Below are 18,102 nucleotides of genomic sequence, written 5' to 3'. Positions count from 1 at the left end.
CACCGTTCCTTCCTGGTGGGTGCCGCAGTCACCGGCCGGGCGGCCGGCGGGTGGGTGTCAGGGTTCGATGAGCCCGGCACGGATGGCGTACCGGGTCAGCTCCAGCCGGTCGCGCAGGCCGAGCTTGTGCAGCAGGTTGGCCCGGTGCCGGTGCACGGTCTTGACGCTGATGAAGAGGATCTCGCCGATCTCCTTGGAGGAGTGGCCCTCGGCGACGAGCTTGAGCACCTCCTCCTCGCGGGGCGTGAGGACGTGCTCCGGGTTCTGCTCGCCGTGCCGGACCCGGTCCAGGTAGTTGCGGATCAGGGCGGTGACCGCGCCGGGGTAGAGGAACGGCTCGTCACGCATCGCGGCCCGGCAGGCGGCGACCAGGTCCCGGTCGGCGACCGACTTCAGCACGTAGCCGCAGGCGCCGGCCTTCAGCGCCTGGAACAGGTACTGCTCGTTGTCGTGCATGGTCAGCATCAGGATGCGCAGCCCCGGTCTGAGCGCGGCCAGTTCCCGGGCCGCCTGGAGCCCGGTGAGCCGTGGCATGGCGATGTCCAGGACGGCGAGGTCGAGTTCGCCGCGCCGGGCCGCCTCGATGGCCTCGGCGCCGTCCCCGGCTTCGGCGACGACCTCCAGGTCGGGCTCCCGGTCGAGGATGAGACGCACGCCGCGGCGTACGAGCGCGTGGTCGTCGGCGAGCAGGATGCGGATGGGTGCCGGCGTCGTGGCCGGCGTCGGTGTCGGCTCGGTCATGGTCGGGGCTGCTTCCTGGGGACGGGCGTGGTGAGGCGGATCCGGGTGCCGGTGCCGGGTGTGGAGGTGATGTCCAGGGCGGCCCCGGCGAGCAGGGCGCGTTCGCGCATGCCGCGGATCCCCGCGCCCTCGCACGCCGCCTCGATGCCGCGGCCGTCGTCGGCGATCTCCAGTACCAGCGCGTCACCGGCCCGGTGCAGGCCCACCTCGACCTGACCCGCGTCCGCGTGGCGGGCCGCGTTGGTCAGGCTCTCCTGGGCGACCCGGTACAGCACGAGCTCGCTCTCCCGGTCCAGGGCGGGCAGGTCGGTGTCGAGGCGGCGCACCACGCGCAGCCCGGTGTGCGTCGCGAAGTCCTCGGTGAGCGAGGTGAGGGCGCTGAACAGGCCGAGGTCGTCCAGGACGCCGGGCCGCAGGCGGCGCACCAGACGGCGGACCTCGTCCAGGCTCGCCCGGGTGATCTCCTGGGCCTGCTGGAGTTCCCCGCGGAGCGGCTCGGGAGCGTCGTCCGCGGCACGCTTGAGGACCAGCAGGATGGCGGTCATGCTCTGCCCGACCTCGTCGTGCAGTTCCTGGGCGATACGGCGGCGTTCCGCCTCCTGGGCGAGCAGGACCCGGGCGCTGGAGGTGGCGCGTTCGTGCTCCAGCCGGTCGAGCATGGCGTTGAACGTGCGGATCAGTTCCGACACCTCGCTCCCGCCGCGGGCGCCGGGCACCGGCAGCCGCTGTCCCGGCCGCAGCAGGTCGACGGTGGTCATCAGCCTGGTCAGCCGGTCCAGCGGGGCGAGGCCCCAGCGCAGCAGGGTGCCGTTGGCGACGAGCATGACGGCGAGGCCGCCGACCAGGATGATCGCCTCGGTCAGCAGCACCGGCACGGAGACGGTCACGGGTGCCCACAGGAGCAGTGCCGTCGCGGTGCCCAGCACCAGGGCGTTGAGCCCGAAGATCCGCCAGAACAGCGACACCGGGGGGAACTCTCCTTCTGCGATCCGACGGTGATCGGCTGCCGTCGGTCGTCGCACGCCCCGGGGCGGGAGCCGCGGCCTCGGGTCCCGGCCGACCCTGTGCCCAGCCTGCCTTCTCCCCTGCGTGCCGTCGATGGGGGCCGACCCCCATATCCGCGGGCACGGCGCACCCATCCGTGGCCCGCGCCGAAGCCGTATGGTCACCGCGGTCCCGGGTGAATGGGGTCTGCGCCCGATGGGATTCGGAAGGCCGGCCGAGGAGAGTCGAAGGTGCCCGGGCCGTCCGGCCGGCCGGGCCCGTGGCCGTGGTGGGCGTGGGCCCCGGCCGGCCGGACGGCCACTGCCGCACCCGTCATCCCCGGTGCGCCCCGCGAAAGGACCCTCGACGTGTCGCTCGACGCCTCCCGCACCCGTGGTCCGGAGACCGAGACCCCCGGCTCCCGGACGGAGCCCCGACCTGGGCGGCTCACCGCCCACGAGGCCCGTCAGCGCCTCGAACACGCCCGCAGCACCCGGCTGGCCCAGCTGAAGGCCCTGGAGGAGACGGGCCAGAGCGTGCACGACCACCTCATGTCCGCCCAGACCGAGGCGATCCGGCGGGTCCTCAAGGAGATCGACGAGGCGTCCGGCCGCATCGACGACGGCTCCTACGGCACCTGCCTCGCCTGTTCCAAACCCGTCCCGGCCGAGCGCCTGGAGATCCTCCCCTACACCCGTTACTGCGTCGCCTGTCAGCGCCGCGCCACCGTCTGACCGGCCGCACGGGCTGACGGTTCCGGGCGTCCCGTCGCCCGGGAACGGCCGACGGTCGTCCCGCAGGCCCGCTGCCGCGCACGGTGCCGGCGGGTACGGGAGGCCGGACGATCATCGCCAATTTTCGGTCATGAGGCTGTTGTCTGGCCGAAACCAGTGCCATGCTGCTCCCGGCGGCGTCCCCCGCTCCGACAGCCGCCGCCCCTGGTCCGCCCGGGCCACTCGGCGCGGACCACGCCGTCCCTCCCGGCCCTCCCCACGGGAGGGCCGACGGCTGCCCGCGTACGGCCGGGCTCCCCCGCGCGCACCCGCCAGCAGGCACGACCGGCCGTGCCGCACTGTTCATCGGGTTGTCGCCGGCGTCTGCGGCCGGATAGGAAGCTCACATGCTGAAGGGCGCCTCGGGCAGCGGCCACCGTCCCGCGCGGACGCTCTCCGAAGAGCAGAGGAGCAGGGCGGGCACGATCACGGGTCCGCACTCCCCCGCCCGGGTCCTCCGGTCGTCCGCCCCGAGCGGCGTCGGCGGCTGGCCCGGGCAGGCGGTGGCGCGCTACGGCCGGCCGGCCGGCGAGCGGTGTTCCGCGGGGACGCCGGCCTGGCGGGCGGCGGCGCGGACGGCGCGGTGGACCGCTCGGGCCACGCGCGCACCCCACAGCGAGCGGGGGCCGGCGAACGCGTGCACCTCGTCGTCCCCGCCCGGGGACCGGGCGGCGACGCACACCGCGTCCGTGGGGGTCCCGGAGCAGTCGTACCCGGCGTCGAGCAACGCCTGCACCTTGGCCTCGGTGGCGGTGGCCACCGCGTTCACCAGCGCCGCGTCGGTCAGCGCCACGGGAAGCGCCACCACGATGTTGATCGTGCCCGGCCGCGCCGCCGCGGGCGTGCCCTCCGCCGGGGAAGCCGCCCAGCCGCGCACCCCGAGCCCGGTGGTGGCGACCACCTCCACCCCGCCGTCGCACGCGCGCCCGTACGCCCGGACGTCGGCGGCCGTCATCAGCCCCACCCCCGGCCCCTCGGCTCCGGCCTCCCGCGCCAGTCCGGCGAGGTGCCGGTCCGGGTCGGTGCGCCGGTAGCCGTGGGACACCTGGGCGTTGAGGACCCATGCGCGTTCCCCGAGGCCGCCACCGAGCACGGCGCTGCTGATCATCCGCCAGCCGTCGCCCGCACGCCACAGCAGACCGTGCAGCCGCTCGCCGCGCTCGACGCGGTCGAGCTGCTCCACCGGGAGCAGACCGGTGGCAGGGCGGGGCGGGGGAAGGACGGCGGTCACCGGACGGTACTCCTTGCGAGGCGGGAACCGGCTGATCGTACGCCCCGCCGTCCGGGCCGGCGCCGGGGGTGAGCCGCCCGGCGGCTACGGCAGCGCGACGTACGGGGCCAGGAAGGCGCGCGCGCCCGGTGTGTCCAGCCGGTACGTGACGTTGGTGGCGTAGCACGGGCTGTCGCCGGTGACGGTCGTCGCCGCGAGGACGCGCCTGCCGTCGATGACGGCGAAGTTCGGTCCGCCCGAGTCGCCGTAGCAGGCGCCGCCGTTGCCCTGCGGTGCGGTCATGGCGAGGCGCACCCAGGCGTCGTTGAGGGCGCCGAAGCTCACCGGTGCCTTCAGCCGGACGCCGCCGCCCGGGTGGGTGTGGCCGCCAGGTCCTCGGGCGGCCTCCTGGGTGCCGTATCCGGCGACGGTCCACTCGGTCGCGTCGAGCCGCTGGGGTCCGAGGGCGTCCAGCAGGCCGGCGGTGGGCAGCGCGGCGGGGGTGAAGGACCAGCGGGACCGCATCGTCGCGGCGGGCACCTCGACGACCGAGATGTCGTGCGTGTCGGCGGCCGGGCCCGGGTAGCCGGGGTGGCTGTGGGCGGTGCCCTCGACGGCGACGGCCGCGGCCTGCGCGGCGGGATCGCCGGGGAACCTCTTCGCCGCGGCGTCCAGGCCGGACTGGACGTCCTGGTCGAGGGAGACGTGGAACCGCACGCCGTCCGGCCAGTCCGTCGTGCAGTGGGCCGCCGTCAGGAACGTGCCGGCGTCGATCATCGTGCCGGAGCAGACCCAGTCGACGCGGTCCGGGGTGGCCGGATCGCCGTCGTCGTCCCAGGTGGCCACGAGGGCGCCGACCTCGGTGCGTTCGGGGGCGGGAGTCGCGTTGTAGGAGTTGATCGCGGACGACGGCAATGCCGTGGCGAGGACGGTGGCGCAGGCGGCCGCGATGACGGCGGTGGCGCGGATGGCGGTCAAGAAGAACCCCTTCGCTGGGTGGGACCGGGTGTTCTCCTGTGGGGGGTGGGTGCATTGAAGCGCCTGTGATCGCCCGCGGCAAGACCACGGACCACCGCTCCCGGCCGCGCGGCCGGCCGGGGTGCAGCCGGCTGGGGTGGTGCGTGGGAGCGGCCACCACCAGTGGCGCCGTGCGTCGTTAACCGGGCATGATCAATGAATCGTCGGTTCCCGAACTGGCACGCCGGTACGGACTCACCCGGCTCACGGCGCAGTACGTGCTGGACCTGCGGGCCCGCCTGGCGGAAGAGCACCCGAGTGATGCCGATGCCCAGGAGGAGGCGTTCCTCGACGCCGTGCGTCAGGCGTGGGCGCAGGGCGAGCCGTGGGCGCAGGAGTGGGCCGAGGCGGCCGTGAGGCAGGGCAAGGGGTTCCCGGGCGGCAGGCGCGAGTGAGGCGACCGGAGCGTGCCCATCGCGTGGCGTCGGCGCGCAGGGCCTCACCGGTCGGCGGTGAGGCCCTGGGCGTGTGCGCGGTCGGGCCGGGCTCCGGTGACCCGGCCGGTGTTCCGGCGGTGTCGCCGCGACGGGACCTGAGGATGCGTCAGCGCCCGGCGTCGGGCTGGAGGAAGAGCACCTCCGGGTGGGCCGGCGAGGGGCCGTCCAGCAGGGGCTGCGGGCGGTGGCGCAGGTGGAGGTCGAAGAAGGCGGCGGTGTAGTCGCGCGTCACCGTCACCGCGCGGTCCGCGGGGATGGTCGGGGGTGTGTCGGGGTAGGGCAGGCCGAGCTGGTCGAAGACGACGGGCATGTCCGAGAACGTGTAGTGGTGCGACCCCGTGACGGTGAGCCAGCGCTTCCAGCCGCCGAGGTTCTTCCAGGCGGCCTGCCAGGTCGGGTCCGGGCCGTTCGACCCGTGCGTCTCGTCGGCGCCGAACATCATGAACGGACGGTCACCGAGTCCGTCCGCGGGTATCGGGTCGCCGAAGGAGCCGTCCATGTTGATGCCGGCCAGGACGCGGCCGTCCTGCGCCATGAGCGAGGCGGCCGCCGCACCGCCGATGGAATGCCCCGTCGCGCCGACCCGCCTGCGGTCGATCGTCGAGGCGTGGCGCCATGCCGGGTGCGGGCCGGTGAGGCGGTCCAGCACGAACGACAGGTCCTGCCCCCGGTTGACGGTCGCCTTGTGCATGTCCTCCCAGGTCTGCGCCTTGTCGCAGGCCACGCAGGTGAGGATGCGGTTGCCCGGGAACCGGGTGCCGGAGGACTCGTGGGCGTGGTCCACCACGGCGGTGACGTAGCCGCGGCTCGCCAGGTCCTCGGCGAGGGTGGTCAGGGTGAAACGGGGTGCGCCGAATCCGGGTGAGAGCAGCAGGAGCGGGTGGCGTCCGCGCTCCGGCACGGCGTCGGTGGTGCTGTGGGTCCGCGTGGCCCCGAGTCGCGCCGCGGCTTCGGGGTCCGTGCCGCCCGCCGCCCGCACCAGCAGCAGCGCCTCGCGCGGGTCCGCGTACGGGGCGGGGCGGCCCGCTGCGCCACGGGCGGGGTAGTACACGTCGACCATCAGTTCGCGGGGCCGCTCGGGCACCCACAGGTCCTGCCGGGAGGCGTCGACGAGGTGGAGGGTGGACCGGCCGACCGGTGAGGCCCCGGTGGGGCGCGGCAGCAGGACACCGGTCGTGGTCCGCTGGGCAGCGGCAGGCGCGGGCGCCCTGCCGCCGGGGTCCTGCGCGTGTGCGGCGGTGGGGACGGCGGCGGGCACGGCCAGGGCCGCCAGGAGGGCCGCGGTACTCACCATACGTAACGTCTTCATGCCCGGACCTTAGGCAGCCGCCTCCGGTCGTGGCGTCCGCCTCAGGTCGCGACGGGTGTGCGACCTGAGTCTGATTCCTCACCCGGTCCGGGTAAGGGGTGACGCGGGCACCGGCGACGTGACCGGCCGTCACCTCCGCCCTGCGGAACGGGACTTCGGGCGGCGCAGAGCGGGTCAGGCGGCGTCCCGCCGGGGCGTGGAACCCGCTTCGCCCACGGGCCCGCGCGGGGCGGGCGGGACGAGTGACGAGCCGTGGGACGGACGGTCGTCACCGCGTCGCCCGGCCGCGAGCGCCGCGGGTTCGCCCAGGTGCGCGGCCGCCGTCCGCCACGCCCCGGTCACCGCCGCGTGGGCCCGTGCGGTGCGTTCCGCGGCGTCCCCGGTCAGGACCAGCGGGGCGGCGATGTGGACGTGCAGGCGCGGACGCCGGACGGGCGCCGTCGCCAGGCCGGCGAGTTGCTTCGCCGCGCTGCCGGAGGTGATCCGGCGGGCACCGGCCTGGCCCACCGGCACGACGGGCGCGCCGGCGCGCTCGGCGAGCCGCACGAGACCGCTGCGGAATCCGCCGGGTGCCGCTTCCGCGGCGTCCCTGCGGCGGGGCAGACCGCCTTCGGCGTAGATGAGCACGCACCGGCCCCGTTCGAGGGCCTGCGCCGCCAGGTCGAGCGCGGTCGCGGCCCGCCGGTCGCCCCGGTGCACGGGAACGTGGCCCTCTCGTACGAGGGCACGCCCGAGCACCGGCACGCGCCACAGGCCCGCCGTCGCCATGACGACCGGTTCGACGCCGACGCGGCGCAGGGCGGCGAGCACGACGGCGGGGTCGGCGAGCGAGGTGTGGTTCGCTGCGATGATGCTGCCCGGCGCGAGGTCGGTCGCGGGGTCGGTGGTCACCGACAGTCGGCCGAAGGCGGGCACCACGAGGTCGGCGAGGCGGCTGAGCACGGAGCGGTCTCCAGGTGTCGGCGGTGTGTCGCCCTCCATCCTCGTCGTCAGGCGCCGCCCGGTCCTGAGTCCTCGTACTCATTCCTCGCGCTCGACGGCTCGGCCGCGCCGCGGGTGCGGCCGGCCCGCGCCGGCTCCCGCCCCGCCTCCCGGCCGGAAGGGCGGTGGGCGGGCGCCGGCCGGTTCGTGGCAGGCGGGCTCGCCACGCCTCGCACGGACGGCCGGCCCGGACGGGCGGACTCGCCACGCCTCGCACGGACGGCGCTGGAGCCGCGCGTGGCGGCGGCCGCCACCGTCAGCGGCCCGTTCCGCCTGGACCGGGCGCACCTGCCGACGCCGGTACGGGACATCATGGCCCGGCGCGCCGAAGGGGCGGACGCCGCCCGCGACTTCGCCCGGCCGGTGGACCTCGCCGGTCCCGCACCGCGCATCACGGTCGTGGACGGGGCCGGGCGGTCCCCCACGGTGATCACCTGCTCGGCGACGCGCGGCCCGACCGGCTGCCGCGGCGCGCCGGCCACGTGGCGGACACCCTGGCGGAAGAGCCGGCGTGAGCCACCGCGCCAGAACGGCCGTCCACCGGCCCGGCCGGTCACCTCCCCCGGCGTTCCGGGAGCGCCGGGGCGGGGCGAGCGGTCACCTGGGGGTCGCGCCGGCCCGGGTGAAGGTGCCGAGTCCCTCGGTGTCCAGGTACTCGACGGTGAACGACTTCCCGTCCGGGGTGAAGGTGACCCCGGTCGGACCGACGGCGTTCTCGCCCGCGGTCCGGAAGCTGAACGTGTCGCCGTCGTAGTGGGTGAGGCGGTACGTCTGGGGCTTCGGGCCGAGTTCCAGCGTCAGGGCCCCGTCGTCGCCCGCGACGACCCGGGCGCGCCCGTAGTAGTCGTTCGCGTACGTGCCCGCGTAGGTGCCGGCGGCCTTCGCGGGGGCGGCGCCGGAAGGCGGGTGGGCGTAGTCGGTCTTCGACCGGTCCGCGTCCGCCTCCTGCTGGTACAACGCGTCCACGAGGGGGATCCAGTCGCGGCTGACCTCGCCCGTCTGCGCGATGTCGAAGAAGTCGAGGGCGACGGCGTCGGCGACCCCGGCCGGTGAGGTGTTCGTCAGGACGACGATGCCCAGCCGCTCGCCGGGCAGCATGGTGACATTGGTGTGCGCGCCCTGCGCGAACGCTCCCGTGTGGGAGAGCCGGAGCCGCCCCTCGTCGTCGTAGCTGACGTTCCAGCCCAGGCCGTAGAACGCGGTGCGGCCGGCCGGGGCTTGGGGCGGGCCCGTGACCGACTCGGGACGGTGGGTGCGCTCCAGGGCCTCGGCGTCGATGATCTGTTTGCCGTCGAGCTTGCCGTCGGCGAGCTGGAGCCGCAGCCAGGCCGCCATGTCGCGGGCGGTGGAGCTGACGCCGCCGGCGGGGGACTGCGCGTCCGGGTTCCGCAGGAACTCCGGCTGCCAGGTGCCGTCGGCGCTCCTGACGTGGCCGCGGGCCCGGTTGGCGGCCTTCTCGTAGTCCTCGAAGCGGGAGCTGGTGGAGTCCATGCCGGCCGGCTTGTAGAGGGTGTCGGCGGCGAGCTTCTCCCAGGGCACGCCCTTCTCGTCGGCGACGGCCTGGGCGGCGGCCGTCAGGCCGAAGTTGGTGTAGGCGTAGCTCGCGCGGAACGGCGCCAGGGGCTCGTGGCGCAGGTGGGACAGGATGTACGCGCGGTCGTAGCCGAGGTCTTCGAGGAGGTCCCCGGCGTGGTCGGGCAGGCCGCTGCGGTGGGAGAAGAGGTCGGCGACCGTCACGTGGGAGGTGACCCAGGGGTCCTTCAGGCGGAAGTCCGGCACGTTCGGGGCGACCGGCTCGGACCAGCCTTCGACACCCACGGCTCCGGCCACGACGGTGGAGGCGATCGGCTTCGAGACGGAGGCGAGCTGGAAGACGGTGTCGGCGTCGACGGGCGCCCGCTCGCCGGCCATCCGCACCCCGTACCCCTTCAGGTGGAGCACCTTCCCGTCGTGGACGACGGCGACGGCCACGCCGGGCGCCCCGGTGCGCCGCATGGCCGCCTCGACCACACCGTCGAGCCGGTCCACGGCCCGCCGCACCTCCGCGTCGTCGAGCTGGGGCGGCGGCTGGGGCGGGGGCGGGGATGGTCCCGGCGCGGTGACGCCCAGCAGCGCCGTCAGCCCGGCCGCGGCGATCCATGCGAGAGGACTCACCTCTCCATTGAAGGACGTGCGGCGCCGTCTGTCGCGCGGGGCCGCGGACCCGCGGTTCGTCACCGTGCGATCCCCCGCGCGGACCCGGCCGCCCTCGCGGCCGGCGGTCGGCCCGCGGGGAGCGAGCTCGATCCCGGCCACCCGCACGAGGCCGCCGGCATCGTGGTGATCGCGTGGACGACGGGTTCCTCCCCGTCGTCGCCGGGCCCGTCGCTGCCCCGGCGGCGGTACGCGCCGGCGACCGCCGTGACGCGTACCCCCGGCCGGTCCCGGCGCGCTCGCTACGGCAGCGGGGTGCCGCCCGTCGCGTTGACGATCTCCCCGGTGATGTACGACGCCTCCTGCGAGGCGAGGAAGACGTACGCGGGGGCCATCTCGGCGGGCTGGGCGGGCCGCCCGATGGGCGCCTGCTTGCCGAACTCCTGCGTGTCCGGCATGGTCGCCGGGATCAGCGGTGTCCACACCGGGCCCGGCGCCACGGCGTTGACGCGGATGCCCCGTTCGATCACCATCTGCGCGAGCCCCTGGGTGAAGGTGACGATCGCGCCCTTGGTGGTCGCGTAGTCCAGCAGGTGCGGGCTGGGCTTGTAGGCCTGCACCGAGGTGGTGTTGATGATGCTGCCGCCCTCGCGCATGTGCGGCAGCGCGAACTTGCACAGCCAGAACATGCCGTACAGGTTGGTGCGCATCACCCGGTCGAACTGCTCGGTGGAGATCGCCTCGATGCCCTCCGGCTGCGACATCTGGTACGCCGCGTTGTTCACCAGGATGTCGATCCGGCCGAACTCGTCCACGGCCCGGTCGACCAGGGCCCGGCAGTTCTCCTCCGCGCGCACGTCGCACGAGACGGCCACGGCGCGCCGCCCGGCCTCCTCGACCAGCCGGACGGTCTCGGCGGCGTCGTCCTTCTCGTCCTCCAGGTGGGCGATGAGGACGTCGGCGCCCTCCCGGGCGAACGCCAGCGCGACCGCCCGTCCGATGCCGGAGTCGCCGCCCGTGATCACGGCCTTGCGGTCCGTCAGCCGGCCGCTGCCGCGGTACGACTCCTCGCCGTGGTCCGGGGGCGGGTCCATGGGCCCGGTCCAGCCGGGGTGCGGCTGTTCCTGGTCGGGGAAGTCCGGCTGGGGGTGCTGCTCGGTGGGGTCCTGCTGCTGCTCGGTCACGAGGTGAAGCCTCCTTGTCCGCAGGTGACGTCCGGGCGGTGCCCGGTACGTGACGACCTGCGACCGAGTACCCCGGGATGACGATGTCGATCACGCTTCCCCGGGAGTCGGCTGGAACGTCAGCCTCCTGCCGCCGGCGCCTGCTGAAGCCAATCACCGCGATCACCGCCCCGGACACCGCCACGCCGGTGCGCGCGGCCGGCAGGGTGACGCGGGGCGGCCACCGGGTGGCGCAACGGAGCCGTGGCGCCGGGCACCGTTCGCCCGGCTGTGAAACCGTGGCGGCCCGTCCGCCCTCTGAGAAGACGACCGTGGGGTTCGGGTGCGGTCGGGGATGCCGCGCCCCGGGGTCCCCGCCACCCCCTCCTCCGTTAACATGTTCGAACTCGCGACGACACCCCCCGTTACCCGTCCTCACCGGAAAATTGGTCGAACAATTGATACCTATGGCATCGCGGGTGTTTTCGCGCAGCAAAGGCAGAAACACCTTCTCCGCATGGCGTGGGCCCCGGGTGGTCCTGTGGACCGCCGCCAGCGTGGTCACCCTGGGATTCCTCGTCGCACTGGAGACGGCCGCGCGGCACTACGGGGTGTCGGGGCCGATCACCAACCAGGCGCGAGAGGTGATACTGCCGCCGAAATCGGGTGGCCTGCTGTACGCCAGCATGGCGTTGATGATGGTGGTGCTCACCTGGCGGCAGCGGTTCGTCGCACTCGCCGCGGCCATCGGCATCGACGTCACCTTCTCGGTGGTCCGATGGGCGGCCGGCATCGAGATCACCGAGGGCCATCCCTTCGGCAACGGCGCGCTGTGGGTGATGCTGGGCTGCGCGGTCCTCGCCGTGACCCGCCGTACCGGCCGGGAACGCGCCCTGCTGCTGAAGGGCGTCGCTCTCGGACTGCTGCTGATGACCGGCCGCAAGACCGGTGACACCTGGCTGCTCATCACCGCGAAGACCCGCCCGGACGTGCTCGACCCCTACGTGGCGGTCGCCGATCACGCGCTGGGCGATCCGTCCTGGCTGGTGGGGCGGGCCGTCGAAGCGACGGGCGCGATCGGCTTCAACTTCCTCGACTTCGTCTACGGGCAGCTCCCGGTGGCCGGTGTCCTCGTCGCCCTGTACCAACTGCGCAACGTGGTGGTCGAACGCCGCTTCCCCCGTCACCACGTGGTGCGCAGCTTCCTGATGATCGGCCTCCTGGGACCGGCGATCTACATGGTCTACCCGGTGGTCGGACCGATCTTCGCCTACGGCACCGGCACCGAGCACTGGGCCGCGGTCAGTGTGTGGGCGGACGCCTGGCCCACCCGGCAGTGGGCGGTGGCCGAACTCTGGCCGACGACGCCGCCACCGCTCAGCATTCCCCACCCCATCCCGTTCGACGAACTCACCCCGCGCAACTGCATGCCCAGCCTGCACACGGCGTGGGCCACCGCGATCTTCCTCCACACCCGTAGGGGCCCGCGCGCCCTGCGTTGGGCGGGCACGTTCTGGCTGGTGGCCACGCTCTGCGCCACCCTCGGCTTCGGCTACCACTACGGCGCCGACCTCATCGCCGGCGTGGTGTTCGTGCTCACCGTCGAGGCGGCCCTGCGCTCCTACGACCGCGGCTGGGACCGGTCGGGGCTCCGGCTGGCCGGGTACGGCGCGACGGTGTTCGTCGCCCTGCTGGCGTCGTACCGCTTCCTGCCGATGGAGATGGCCGGGCACCCGTGGCTCTACGGCCCGCTCCTCCTGCTGGCCATGGTCTCCGTGATCTACGGCTATGTGCGGACCACCGCCGGGTGGGAGCCGGAGGCCGCCCCCGCGCCCGACGCGGAACTCACCGTTCCACGGCAGGCGCCCCCGCCCTCGGTACCCGACGTGGTCGACGCGGGCCGCGGCTGACAGGCCGAGGGGGCTCGGAGTCGTCGTTGCCTTCCGTGCGGGGCGCCGGCAGCCGGCGGAAGGTGCCGGTGACGGACCGCGCCGGGACCGGGGCCGGTGCTGGTGGCAGGCACGCGGGCGCGGGCCGCGAGGCCGTGGGAAGTGCGGCAGGCCCTGGCTCGCGGACCCGCGGACGGGTAGGCTGCCCGTCCCGACGATCTTGACTTGCCGAGGTGTTCGCTCGTGTCTCCCGAACCACGGATCGGCGCCCTCGTCCCGCTCACCCGCCCCGGCTGGGTGGAGGCGGGACGGCACCTGCTCGCCGGACTCGAGCTGGCCGTTCGCGAGGTCAACGACGCGGGCGGCATCGCCGGAAGGCCACTGGAGCTGGTGGTGCGGGACACCGCGGGGGACCCCGCGAGGGCCGCGGCGGCCGTGGACGAGCTGGCCGGCCTGGGCGTGACGGCCCTGGCCGGGGAGTACCACAGCGTCGTCGCGCGAGCCGCCGCCGCCCGGGCCGACGCGCTGGGCCTGCCGTTCCTCTGCTCGTCGGCGGTGCTCGACGCGCTGACCGAGCGGCCGACGGACCGGGTGGCACGCCTGTGCCCGGCGCAGTCCCACGGCTGGCGGATCTACGCCGACTTCCTGCTGGGCGCGGGACACCGCCGCATCGCGGCGGCGGTCCAGACGAGCGTCTACTGGGCGTCCGGCGTCCGCGTTCTGCGGGACCGGTTCGCCGCGAGCGGCGGCTCCGTCGCCGAACTCGACCTGGGCGCGCTCGGCCCGGCGGACGTGTGCGACGCGCTCGTCGACGACGGCGCGACCGCCCTTGTGCTGCTGGCCGGCCACCCTGATCCGGCAGTGCCGGTCGTCAGGGCCGTACGCCGCGACCAGCGCCTCGCCGAGCTGCTGATCGGCGCTCCGGCCGGGCAGCCGGAGTTCGCCGAATGGGCGGCGCTGCTGGGCGACGAGGGCGCGGCGGTCCCGTTCCTGCGGTACCTTCCCGAGCGGCTCACCCCGCTGGGCGCGCGAGTCGAGGCGTCGCTGCGCGAGCGACTGGCCGCGGCGCCCTCCTTCGTCGCCTTCGAGGGCTACGACACGGTCCTCGTCCTCGCCGCCCTGATGCGTGCTCACGACACGGACCCGGTGAGCGTCGCCGAGGCCTGGCCGCGTGTCGCGGTCGACGGCACCCGAGGCGCGATCCGGTTCTCCCGCGTGCCGGGCGCCGGCGTCTGGCAGTGGGCCTGGCCGCCGGTCCAGGTCGTCGACCGGGACCCGGAGCAGCCGGAGCGCTTCCGGGTCCTTCACCCGGCGTGAGACGTCCCGGTGGCGAGGAAGAAGTCCCGGATGTCCTGGGCCAGCAGGCCGGGGACTTCCATCGCGGCGAAGTGGCCGCCGCGCTCGAACTCCGACCAGTGCCTGATGTCGTAGCGGCGCTCGGCCAGTGGTCTCACCGGCTGGGTGATGTCGTGCGCGAACACCGCGACGCCCAGGGGCACCGGGCACGGCTCCTGCCGCCGGGGCGCCTCGCGGTGCAGGCGCGCCGAGGAGGCGGCGGTGGCGGTCAGCCAGTACAGCGAGACGTCGGTGAGCATCCGGTCGTCGCCGACGGGTGAGCGCGGGTCGGTCCAGTGCGCGAAGCGCTCGGCGATCCAGGCCAGTTGGCCCACCGGTGAGTCGGTCAGCGCGTAGCCGATGGTCTGCGGGGTGGTGGACTGCAGGGCCTGGTACGGCGGGCGGTTCGCCATCAGTTCCCGGACCTTGTCCAGTCGGGCCTCGTCCGCGGCGGACAGGTGGATCCCGGCGTCCGGGTCCGGCCGTGTCGGCAGGTAGTTGACGTGGACTCCGACGACCTGCTCGGGTGCCAGCCCGCCGAGGGCCAGGGAGATGCCCGAGCCGAGGTCGCCGCCCTGCGCGCCGTAGCGCTCGTAGCCGAGGCGCCGCATCAGCTCGGCCCAGGCCCGCGCGACGCGGACGATATCCCAGCCGCGCCGGTCGGTGGGCCCCGAGAAGCCGTACCCGGGGATGGACGGGATCACCAGGTGGAAGTCCCGCGACAGCGGCTCGATCACATCGAGGAACTCCAGGAAGGAACCGGGCCAGCCGTGGGTGAGGATCAGTGCCAGCGCGTCCGGCTTCGGGGATCGGACGTGCACGAAGTGGATGCGCTGTCCGTCGATCTCGGTCGTGAAGTGCGGCAGTTCGTTGAGTTCCGCCTCGTGCGCGCGCCAGTCGTAGCCGGTGCGCCAGTACTCGGCCAGCTCCTTCAGCCGGGCCAGCGGGAAGCCGTACTCCCATCCGGCGTCCGCGACCTCGTTGGGCCAGCGGGTGCGGGCGAGGCGGTCGGTCAGGTCGTCGAGGTCGGCCTGCGGGATGTCGATGCGGAACGGCTGGATCATGGTCTTTGCTCCAGGGAGGTGTGCCGCACAAGTCCGTTAGCGCCACGAACGTTCGTGACGCTAATGAAGCTAGACCGTTAGTGGCGCTAACGCAAGGGGCGTAGGATTCCGTCATGAGCCCGAACCACGAACCCGCCACCCCCGCGCGGCTGCGCGGCATCCCCAGCCGCCTGCTCGCCGGGGCCTCGCTCGTCGCCGACCGGCTCGTCGGCGACCGCCTGGCCGCCGAAGGCGCCCACAAGTGGCACTTCGCCGTACTGGTCGCGCTCGCGGAGGCCGGAGCCGCCAGCCAGGCCGAACTCAGCCGCCGCACCGGCATCTACCGCAGCGACATGGTCGCCGTCCTCAACGAACTCGCGGACGCCCACTGCATCCGCCGCGACCCCGACCCCGCCGACCGGCGGCGCAACGTCATCACCCTGACCCCAGCCGGCCGCCGCCGCCTGGAACGCCTCGACACACTCATCACCGAGGCCCAGCGCGAGCTCCTCGCCCCCCTCACCGCGGACGAGCAGGTCCAGTTCACCCGCCTGCTCACCGTGCTGACGGACCACCACCGGCCCGCGCATCCCGGTCCCGGCGAGGCGTGACGACGCCGGCACCCGAGGGCGGGAGGGGCCTCGCCCGGCCGGGCGGGGCTCAGACGCACTCGCCGGCGCCGCCGTCCGGTACACCCGCCCACGGCCCCGCCGCCCGCCCCTCGCTCCAGGCCCGCAGCCCCTCGTGGTTCACGCACACTATGCCGCACTGGGCGGCGTACTCCTCGGCCGGTGCGGTGAAGTCGCTGGTGGTCACGACGATGGCCACGTCCGCCTCGTGGACGGTGTAACAGGTGCCGCCGAAGCGCTGCAGGTCCTGCGAACCCACCTTGTTGTCGTCGCCGTAGCGCTTGCACTGGATGACGACGCGGCGGCCGTCGGGCGCCCACGCCAGCACATCGGCGCCCAGATCCCCCGCCCCGCCCACGACCTCGACCTGTGTGCAGCCGTCTCGCGCACACAGGTCCGCCACGGCCTGCTCGAACCCGTCGGCGCTCAGCGCGGCGTAGTCGACGTGACCGAGGACCAGGGTCCGCTCCTCGCCGAGGCCGCCCGCGACGGCGGCCCCTCCGCTGCGGTCCGGGACGAGGACGCGGGTCCCGCCGTGGTGGGCGTCGTCGTCCTCCAGGACGTCCAGCACGGTCGCCGCGCCCTCCTCCAGCGCCTCGGTGGTGCGGCGGGCGATGCGGGACACCGACACCCGCCTCCGGTTGCGCCGCCACACCAGGACGCACGCGACACCGCCGAGCGACAGGATCACCACCCAGGCGGGCCGCCGTTCGGCCGCGTCGACGGCCGCGCGGGCCAACAGCCCCAGCAGCACCAGGACCAGGGCGCTCAGGACGAAGAAGACAGCGGTCGCCCGCAGGTCGAAGGGGCGCTCACGGTAGGGGAAGCGCCTGGGGCGCTCGGGCACGGCCACCGGTCTCAGCCCTCCCTCGGTATCGGAACGAAGACCACGCACGGCGTCTGCCCGCGATCTGATCGTTCACCGCCGAACGGGTGAACCGGCGAGTCGACCGGCACCCCCGGACGGAGGAACAGGCGGGTCCGTGGAGCTGCCGCCCTGCCCATCGGGAGCGCTCCCATTGTGGGAGCGCTCCCTCGCGCCCGAGGTCCGGGGGTCAGCCGGCCGTCAGCCGGTCGGGAAGGAGTCGGCGGTGCTGATCCGGCTCTTGAGCAGTGCCCCGGACTCGGTCAGCACGCCACTGCTGCTGTAGTCCGTGCCGTTGCAGGTGCCGGGCTTGAAGGCCGCGCTGCTCTCGTTGGCGTCGGAGTACGTCCAGTTCGCGTAGCTGATCTTCAGCTGGTCGAGCAGGTCCAGCCAGGCCACGCTGCTCGCCCGGTCCATCGTCCCGCCGCCGGTGGCGCTCACCGTGCCGAACTCGGTCACGAACAGCGGCAGTCTGGCGGCCGCCCGGCTCACCGTGGCGCGGTAGTTGTCCTTGTGGCTCGCGCCGTAGAAGTGGAACGCGTACATGATGTTGGTGGCGTTGACGGGGTTGTTGACGACCTCCGTCTCGTTGGAGCCGTCCGAGACGCCCAGCGAGGACCAGCCGCGGGTGCCGACGATGATGACGGCGTCCGGGTCGGCGGCCCGGATCACCGGGATGACCTGCTCGGCGTAGTTCTTGATGGCCGTCCAGCTCACGCCGTTGGGCTCGTTGGCGATCTCGTAGATCACGTTCTTCTTGACGGCGTTGCGGGCCGCGACGGAGGCGAAGAACGTCTTGGCGCGGTCGAGGTTGTAGTTCGGGTCGCCGGGCGTCAGGGTGTGGAAGTCGATGAGCGCGTACATGCCGCGGGCCTCGGCCATGTCGACCAGGCTGTTGACGCGGCTGGTGAAGCCGGCCGGGTCGGTCTCGTAGCCCTGCTCCTGCACGTACATGGCGATGCGGAACAGGTCCGACTTCCAGTCCTTCGCCAGCGCGTCCAGGGACGCGTTGTTGTAGCACTTGCTGAACCACTGGATGCCGTGCGTGCTCATGCCGCGCAGCTGGATGGGGCGGTTGTACTGGTTGCAGAGGTTCACACCGCAGACGCGGAGCTGCCCGTTGATGCCGACGGGGGTACCCGGGTCGGGGTCGGGATCCGGGTCGGGCGGGGGCTCCTCGCCGCCGACCGAGCCCGTGCAGGCGACACCGTTGAGGGTGAAGGCCGTGGGCTTGGGGTTGGCGCCCGCGAAGGTGCCCGTGAAGCCCAGGTCCGTCGCCGCGCCGGTGGCCAGCGTGCGGTTCCAGTCCACGTTGGCGGCGGTGACGGCGGAGCCCGACTGCGACCAGGTGGCGTTCCAGCCCTGGACGACCTTCTGCCCCGCGTCCGGCAGGCTGAACTTGAGCGTCCAGCCGCTGACGGGGTCGCCCAGGTTGGTGACCTTCACACCGGCCTGGAAGCCGCCCGACCACTGGTTGGTGACGGTGTATTCGACCTTGCAGCCGGTGGCGGCCTCCGCCTGCGGAGTGGCCAGCGTCGTCAGACCCAGGGCCGTGGCGCAGGTCGCCAGTAGTGCGAGAGTGCGTTTCACAGG

The 18,102-nt window shown here is 73.9% G+C and carries 15 protein-coding genes and 1 pseudogene; 5 read left to right on the top strand and 11 right to left on the bottom strand.

Going from position 1 to position 18,102, the window contains the following annotated elements:
- Positions 1-57: 57 nt before the first annotated feature.
- Both SGLAU_RS30580 and SGLAU_RS30575 read right to left on the bottom strand, forming a co-directional pair.
- Positions 58-741: a response regulator gene (locus SGLAU_RS30580; RefSeq protein ID WP_043505815.1), complete on the bottom strand. Its 684-nt coding sequence runs from the start codon at positions 739-741 to the stop codon at positions 58-60.
- Positions 738-1,706 (bottom strand): HAMP domain-containing sensor histidine kinase, encoded by a 969-nt coding sequence (locus tag SGLAU_RS30575; protein ID WP_043505814.1) that lies wholly within the window; start codon positions 1,704-1,706, stop codon positions 738-740. Before SGLAU_RS30575 ends, SGLAU_RS30580 begins: the two co-directional genes overlap by 4 nt.
- Positions 1,707-2,093: 387 nt before the next feature.
- On the opposite strand from SGLAU_RS30575, the gene SGLAU_RS30570 reads away from it, so the two are divergent.
- Positions 2,094-2,459: a TraR/DksA family transcriptional regulator gene (locus SGLAU_RS30570; RefSeq protein ID WP_052413968.1), complete on the top strand. Its 366-nt coding sequence runs from the start codon at positions 2,094-2,096 to the stop codon at positions 2,457-2,459.
- Positions 2,460-3,009: 550 nt separating this feature from the next.
- Here SGLAU_RS30570 and SGLAU_RS30565 read toward each other — a convergent pair.
- Both SGLAU_RS30565 and SGLAU_RS30560 read right to left on the bottom strand, forming a co-directional pair.
- Positions 3,010-3,729 (bottom strand): adenosylcobinamide amidohydrolase, encoded by a 720-nt coding sequence (locus SGLAU_RS30565; RefSeq protein WP_052413967.1) that lies wholly within the window; start codon positions 3,727-3,729, stop codon positions 3,010-3,012.
- An 84-nt stretch (positions 3,730-3,813) separates the two neighbouring features.
- Positions 3,814-4,686, bottom strand: a complete 873-nt coding sequence (locus SGLAU_RS30560; protein WP_099052878.1) for a trypsin-like serine protease — start codon at positions 4,684-4,686, stop codon at positions 3,814-3,816.
- Positions 4,687-4,874: 188 nt separating this feature from the next.
- Between SGLAU_RS30560 and SGLAU_RS35355 the strand changes: the two genes are divergently transcribed.
- Positions 4,875-5,120 carry a hypothetical protein gene (locus tag SGLAU_RS35355; protein WP_159072814.1) on the top strand — a complete coding sequence of 82 codons (246 nt, stop codon included), beginning with the start codon at positions 4,875-4,877 and terminating at the stop codon, positions 5,118-5,120.
- Between the two features lie 148 nt (positions 5,121-5,268).
- Here the strand turns inward: SGLAU_RS35355 and SGLAU_RS30555 are convergent, their stop codons facing one another.
- The 4 genes and pseudogenes from SGLAU_RS30555 to SGLAU_RS30535 all read right to left on the bottom strand — a co-directional run bounded on the left by SGLAU_RS30555 (position 5,269) and on the right by SGLAU_RS30535 (position 10,769).
- On the bottom strand, positions 5,269-6,471 hold the full coding sequence (locus SGLAU_RS30555; protein WP_043505813.1) for an alpha/beta hydrolase family protein: 1,203 nt from the start codon (positions 6,469-6,471) through the stop codon (positions 5,269-5,271).
- 282 nt (positions 6,472-6,753) lie between these two features.
- Positions 6,754-7,413 (bottom strand): annotated as a pseudogene (locus tag SGLAU_RS30550) (lysophospholipid acyltransferase family protein); the annotation flags it as partial.
- A 636-nt stretch (positions 7,414-8,049) separates the two neighbouring features.
- On the bottom strand, positions 8,050-9,606 hold the full coding sequence (locus SGLAU_RS30540; RefSeq protein WP_043507254.1) for a serine hydrolase: 1,557 nt from the start codon (positions 9,604-9,606) through the stop codon (positions 8,050-8,052).
- A gap of 281 nt (positions 9,607-9,887) precedes the next feature.
- Positions 9,888-10,769 carry an SDR family oxidoreductase gene (locus SGLAU_RS30535; protein WP_043505810.1) on the bottom strand — a complete coding sequence of 294 codons (882 nt, stop codon included), beginning with the start codon at positions 10,767-10,769 and terminating at the stop codon, positions 9,888-9,890.
- A gap of 446 nt (positions 10,770-11,215) precedes the next feature.
- On the opposite strand from SGLAU_RS30535, the gene SGLAU_RS30530 reads away from it, so the two are divergent.
- Both SGLAU_RS30530 and SGLAU_RS30525 read left to right on the top strand, forming a co-directional pair.
- Positions 11,216-12,658: a phosphatase PAP2 family protein gene (locus SGLAU_RS30530; RefSeq protein WP_078957965.1), complete on the top strand. Its 1,443-nt coding sequence runs from the start codon at positions 11,216-11,218 to the stop codon at positions 12,656-12,658.
- A gap of 222 nt (positions 12,659-12,880) precedes the next feature.
- Positions 12,881-13,954, top strand: coding sequence for an ABC transporter substrate-binding protein (locus tag SGLAU_RS30525; RefSeq protein WP_244315285.1), 1,074 nt, complete (start codon positions 12,881-12,883; stop codon positions 13,952-13,954).
- On the opposite strand, the gene SGLAU_RS30520 is transcribed toward SGLAU_RS30525, so the two are convergent.
- The gene (locus SGLAU_RS30520) at positions 13,942-15,036 is read right to left on the bottom strand and encodes an epoxide hydrolase family protein (protein WP_043505807.1); all 1,095 of its coding nucleotides are present in this window, start codon (positions 15,034-15,036) and stop codon (positions 13,942-13,944) included. The genes SGLAU_RS30525 and SGLAU_RS30520 overlap by 13 nt on opposite strands.
- 113 nt (positions 15,037-15,149) lie before the next feature.
- Here SGLAU_RS30520 and SGLAU_RS30515 point away from each other — a divergent pair, with 113 nt between their 5' ends.
- Complete coding sequence (locus SGLAU_RS30515; RefSeq protein WP_043505805.1) at positions 15,150-15,626, top strand: MarR family winged helix-turn-helix transcriptional regulator; 477 nt, start codon at positions 15,150-15,152, stop codon at positions 15,624-15,626.
- 49 nt (positions 15,627-15,675) lie between these two features.
- Here the strand turns inward: SGLAU_RS30515 and SGLAU_RS30510 are convergent, their stop codons facing one another.
- A complete protein-coding gene (locus SGLAU_RS30510) occupies positions 15,676-16,497 on the bottom strand; it encodes a restriction endonuclease (protein ID WP_043505804.1) in 822 nt (273 codons plus the stop codon).
- A gap of 213 nt (positions 16,498-16,710) precedes the next feature.
- Positions 16,711-18,099 (bottom strand): cellulase family glycosylhydrolase, encoded by a 1,389-nt coding sequence (locus SGLAU_RS30505; RefSeq protein ID WP_043505803.1) that lies wholly within the window; start codon positions 18,097-18,099, stop codon positions 16,711-16,713.
- Positions 18,100-18,102 lie beyond the last annotated feature (3 nt).

The sequence above is a fragment of the Streptomyces glaucescens genome (assembly GCF_000761215.1).
GTDB classification, from domain to species: Bacteria; Actinomycetota; Actinomycetes; order Streptomycetales; family Streptomycetaceae; genus Streptomyces; species Streptomyces glaucescens_B.
This window is presented reverse-complemented; position numbering and strand designations above follow the sequence as displayed.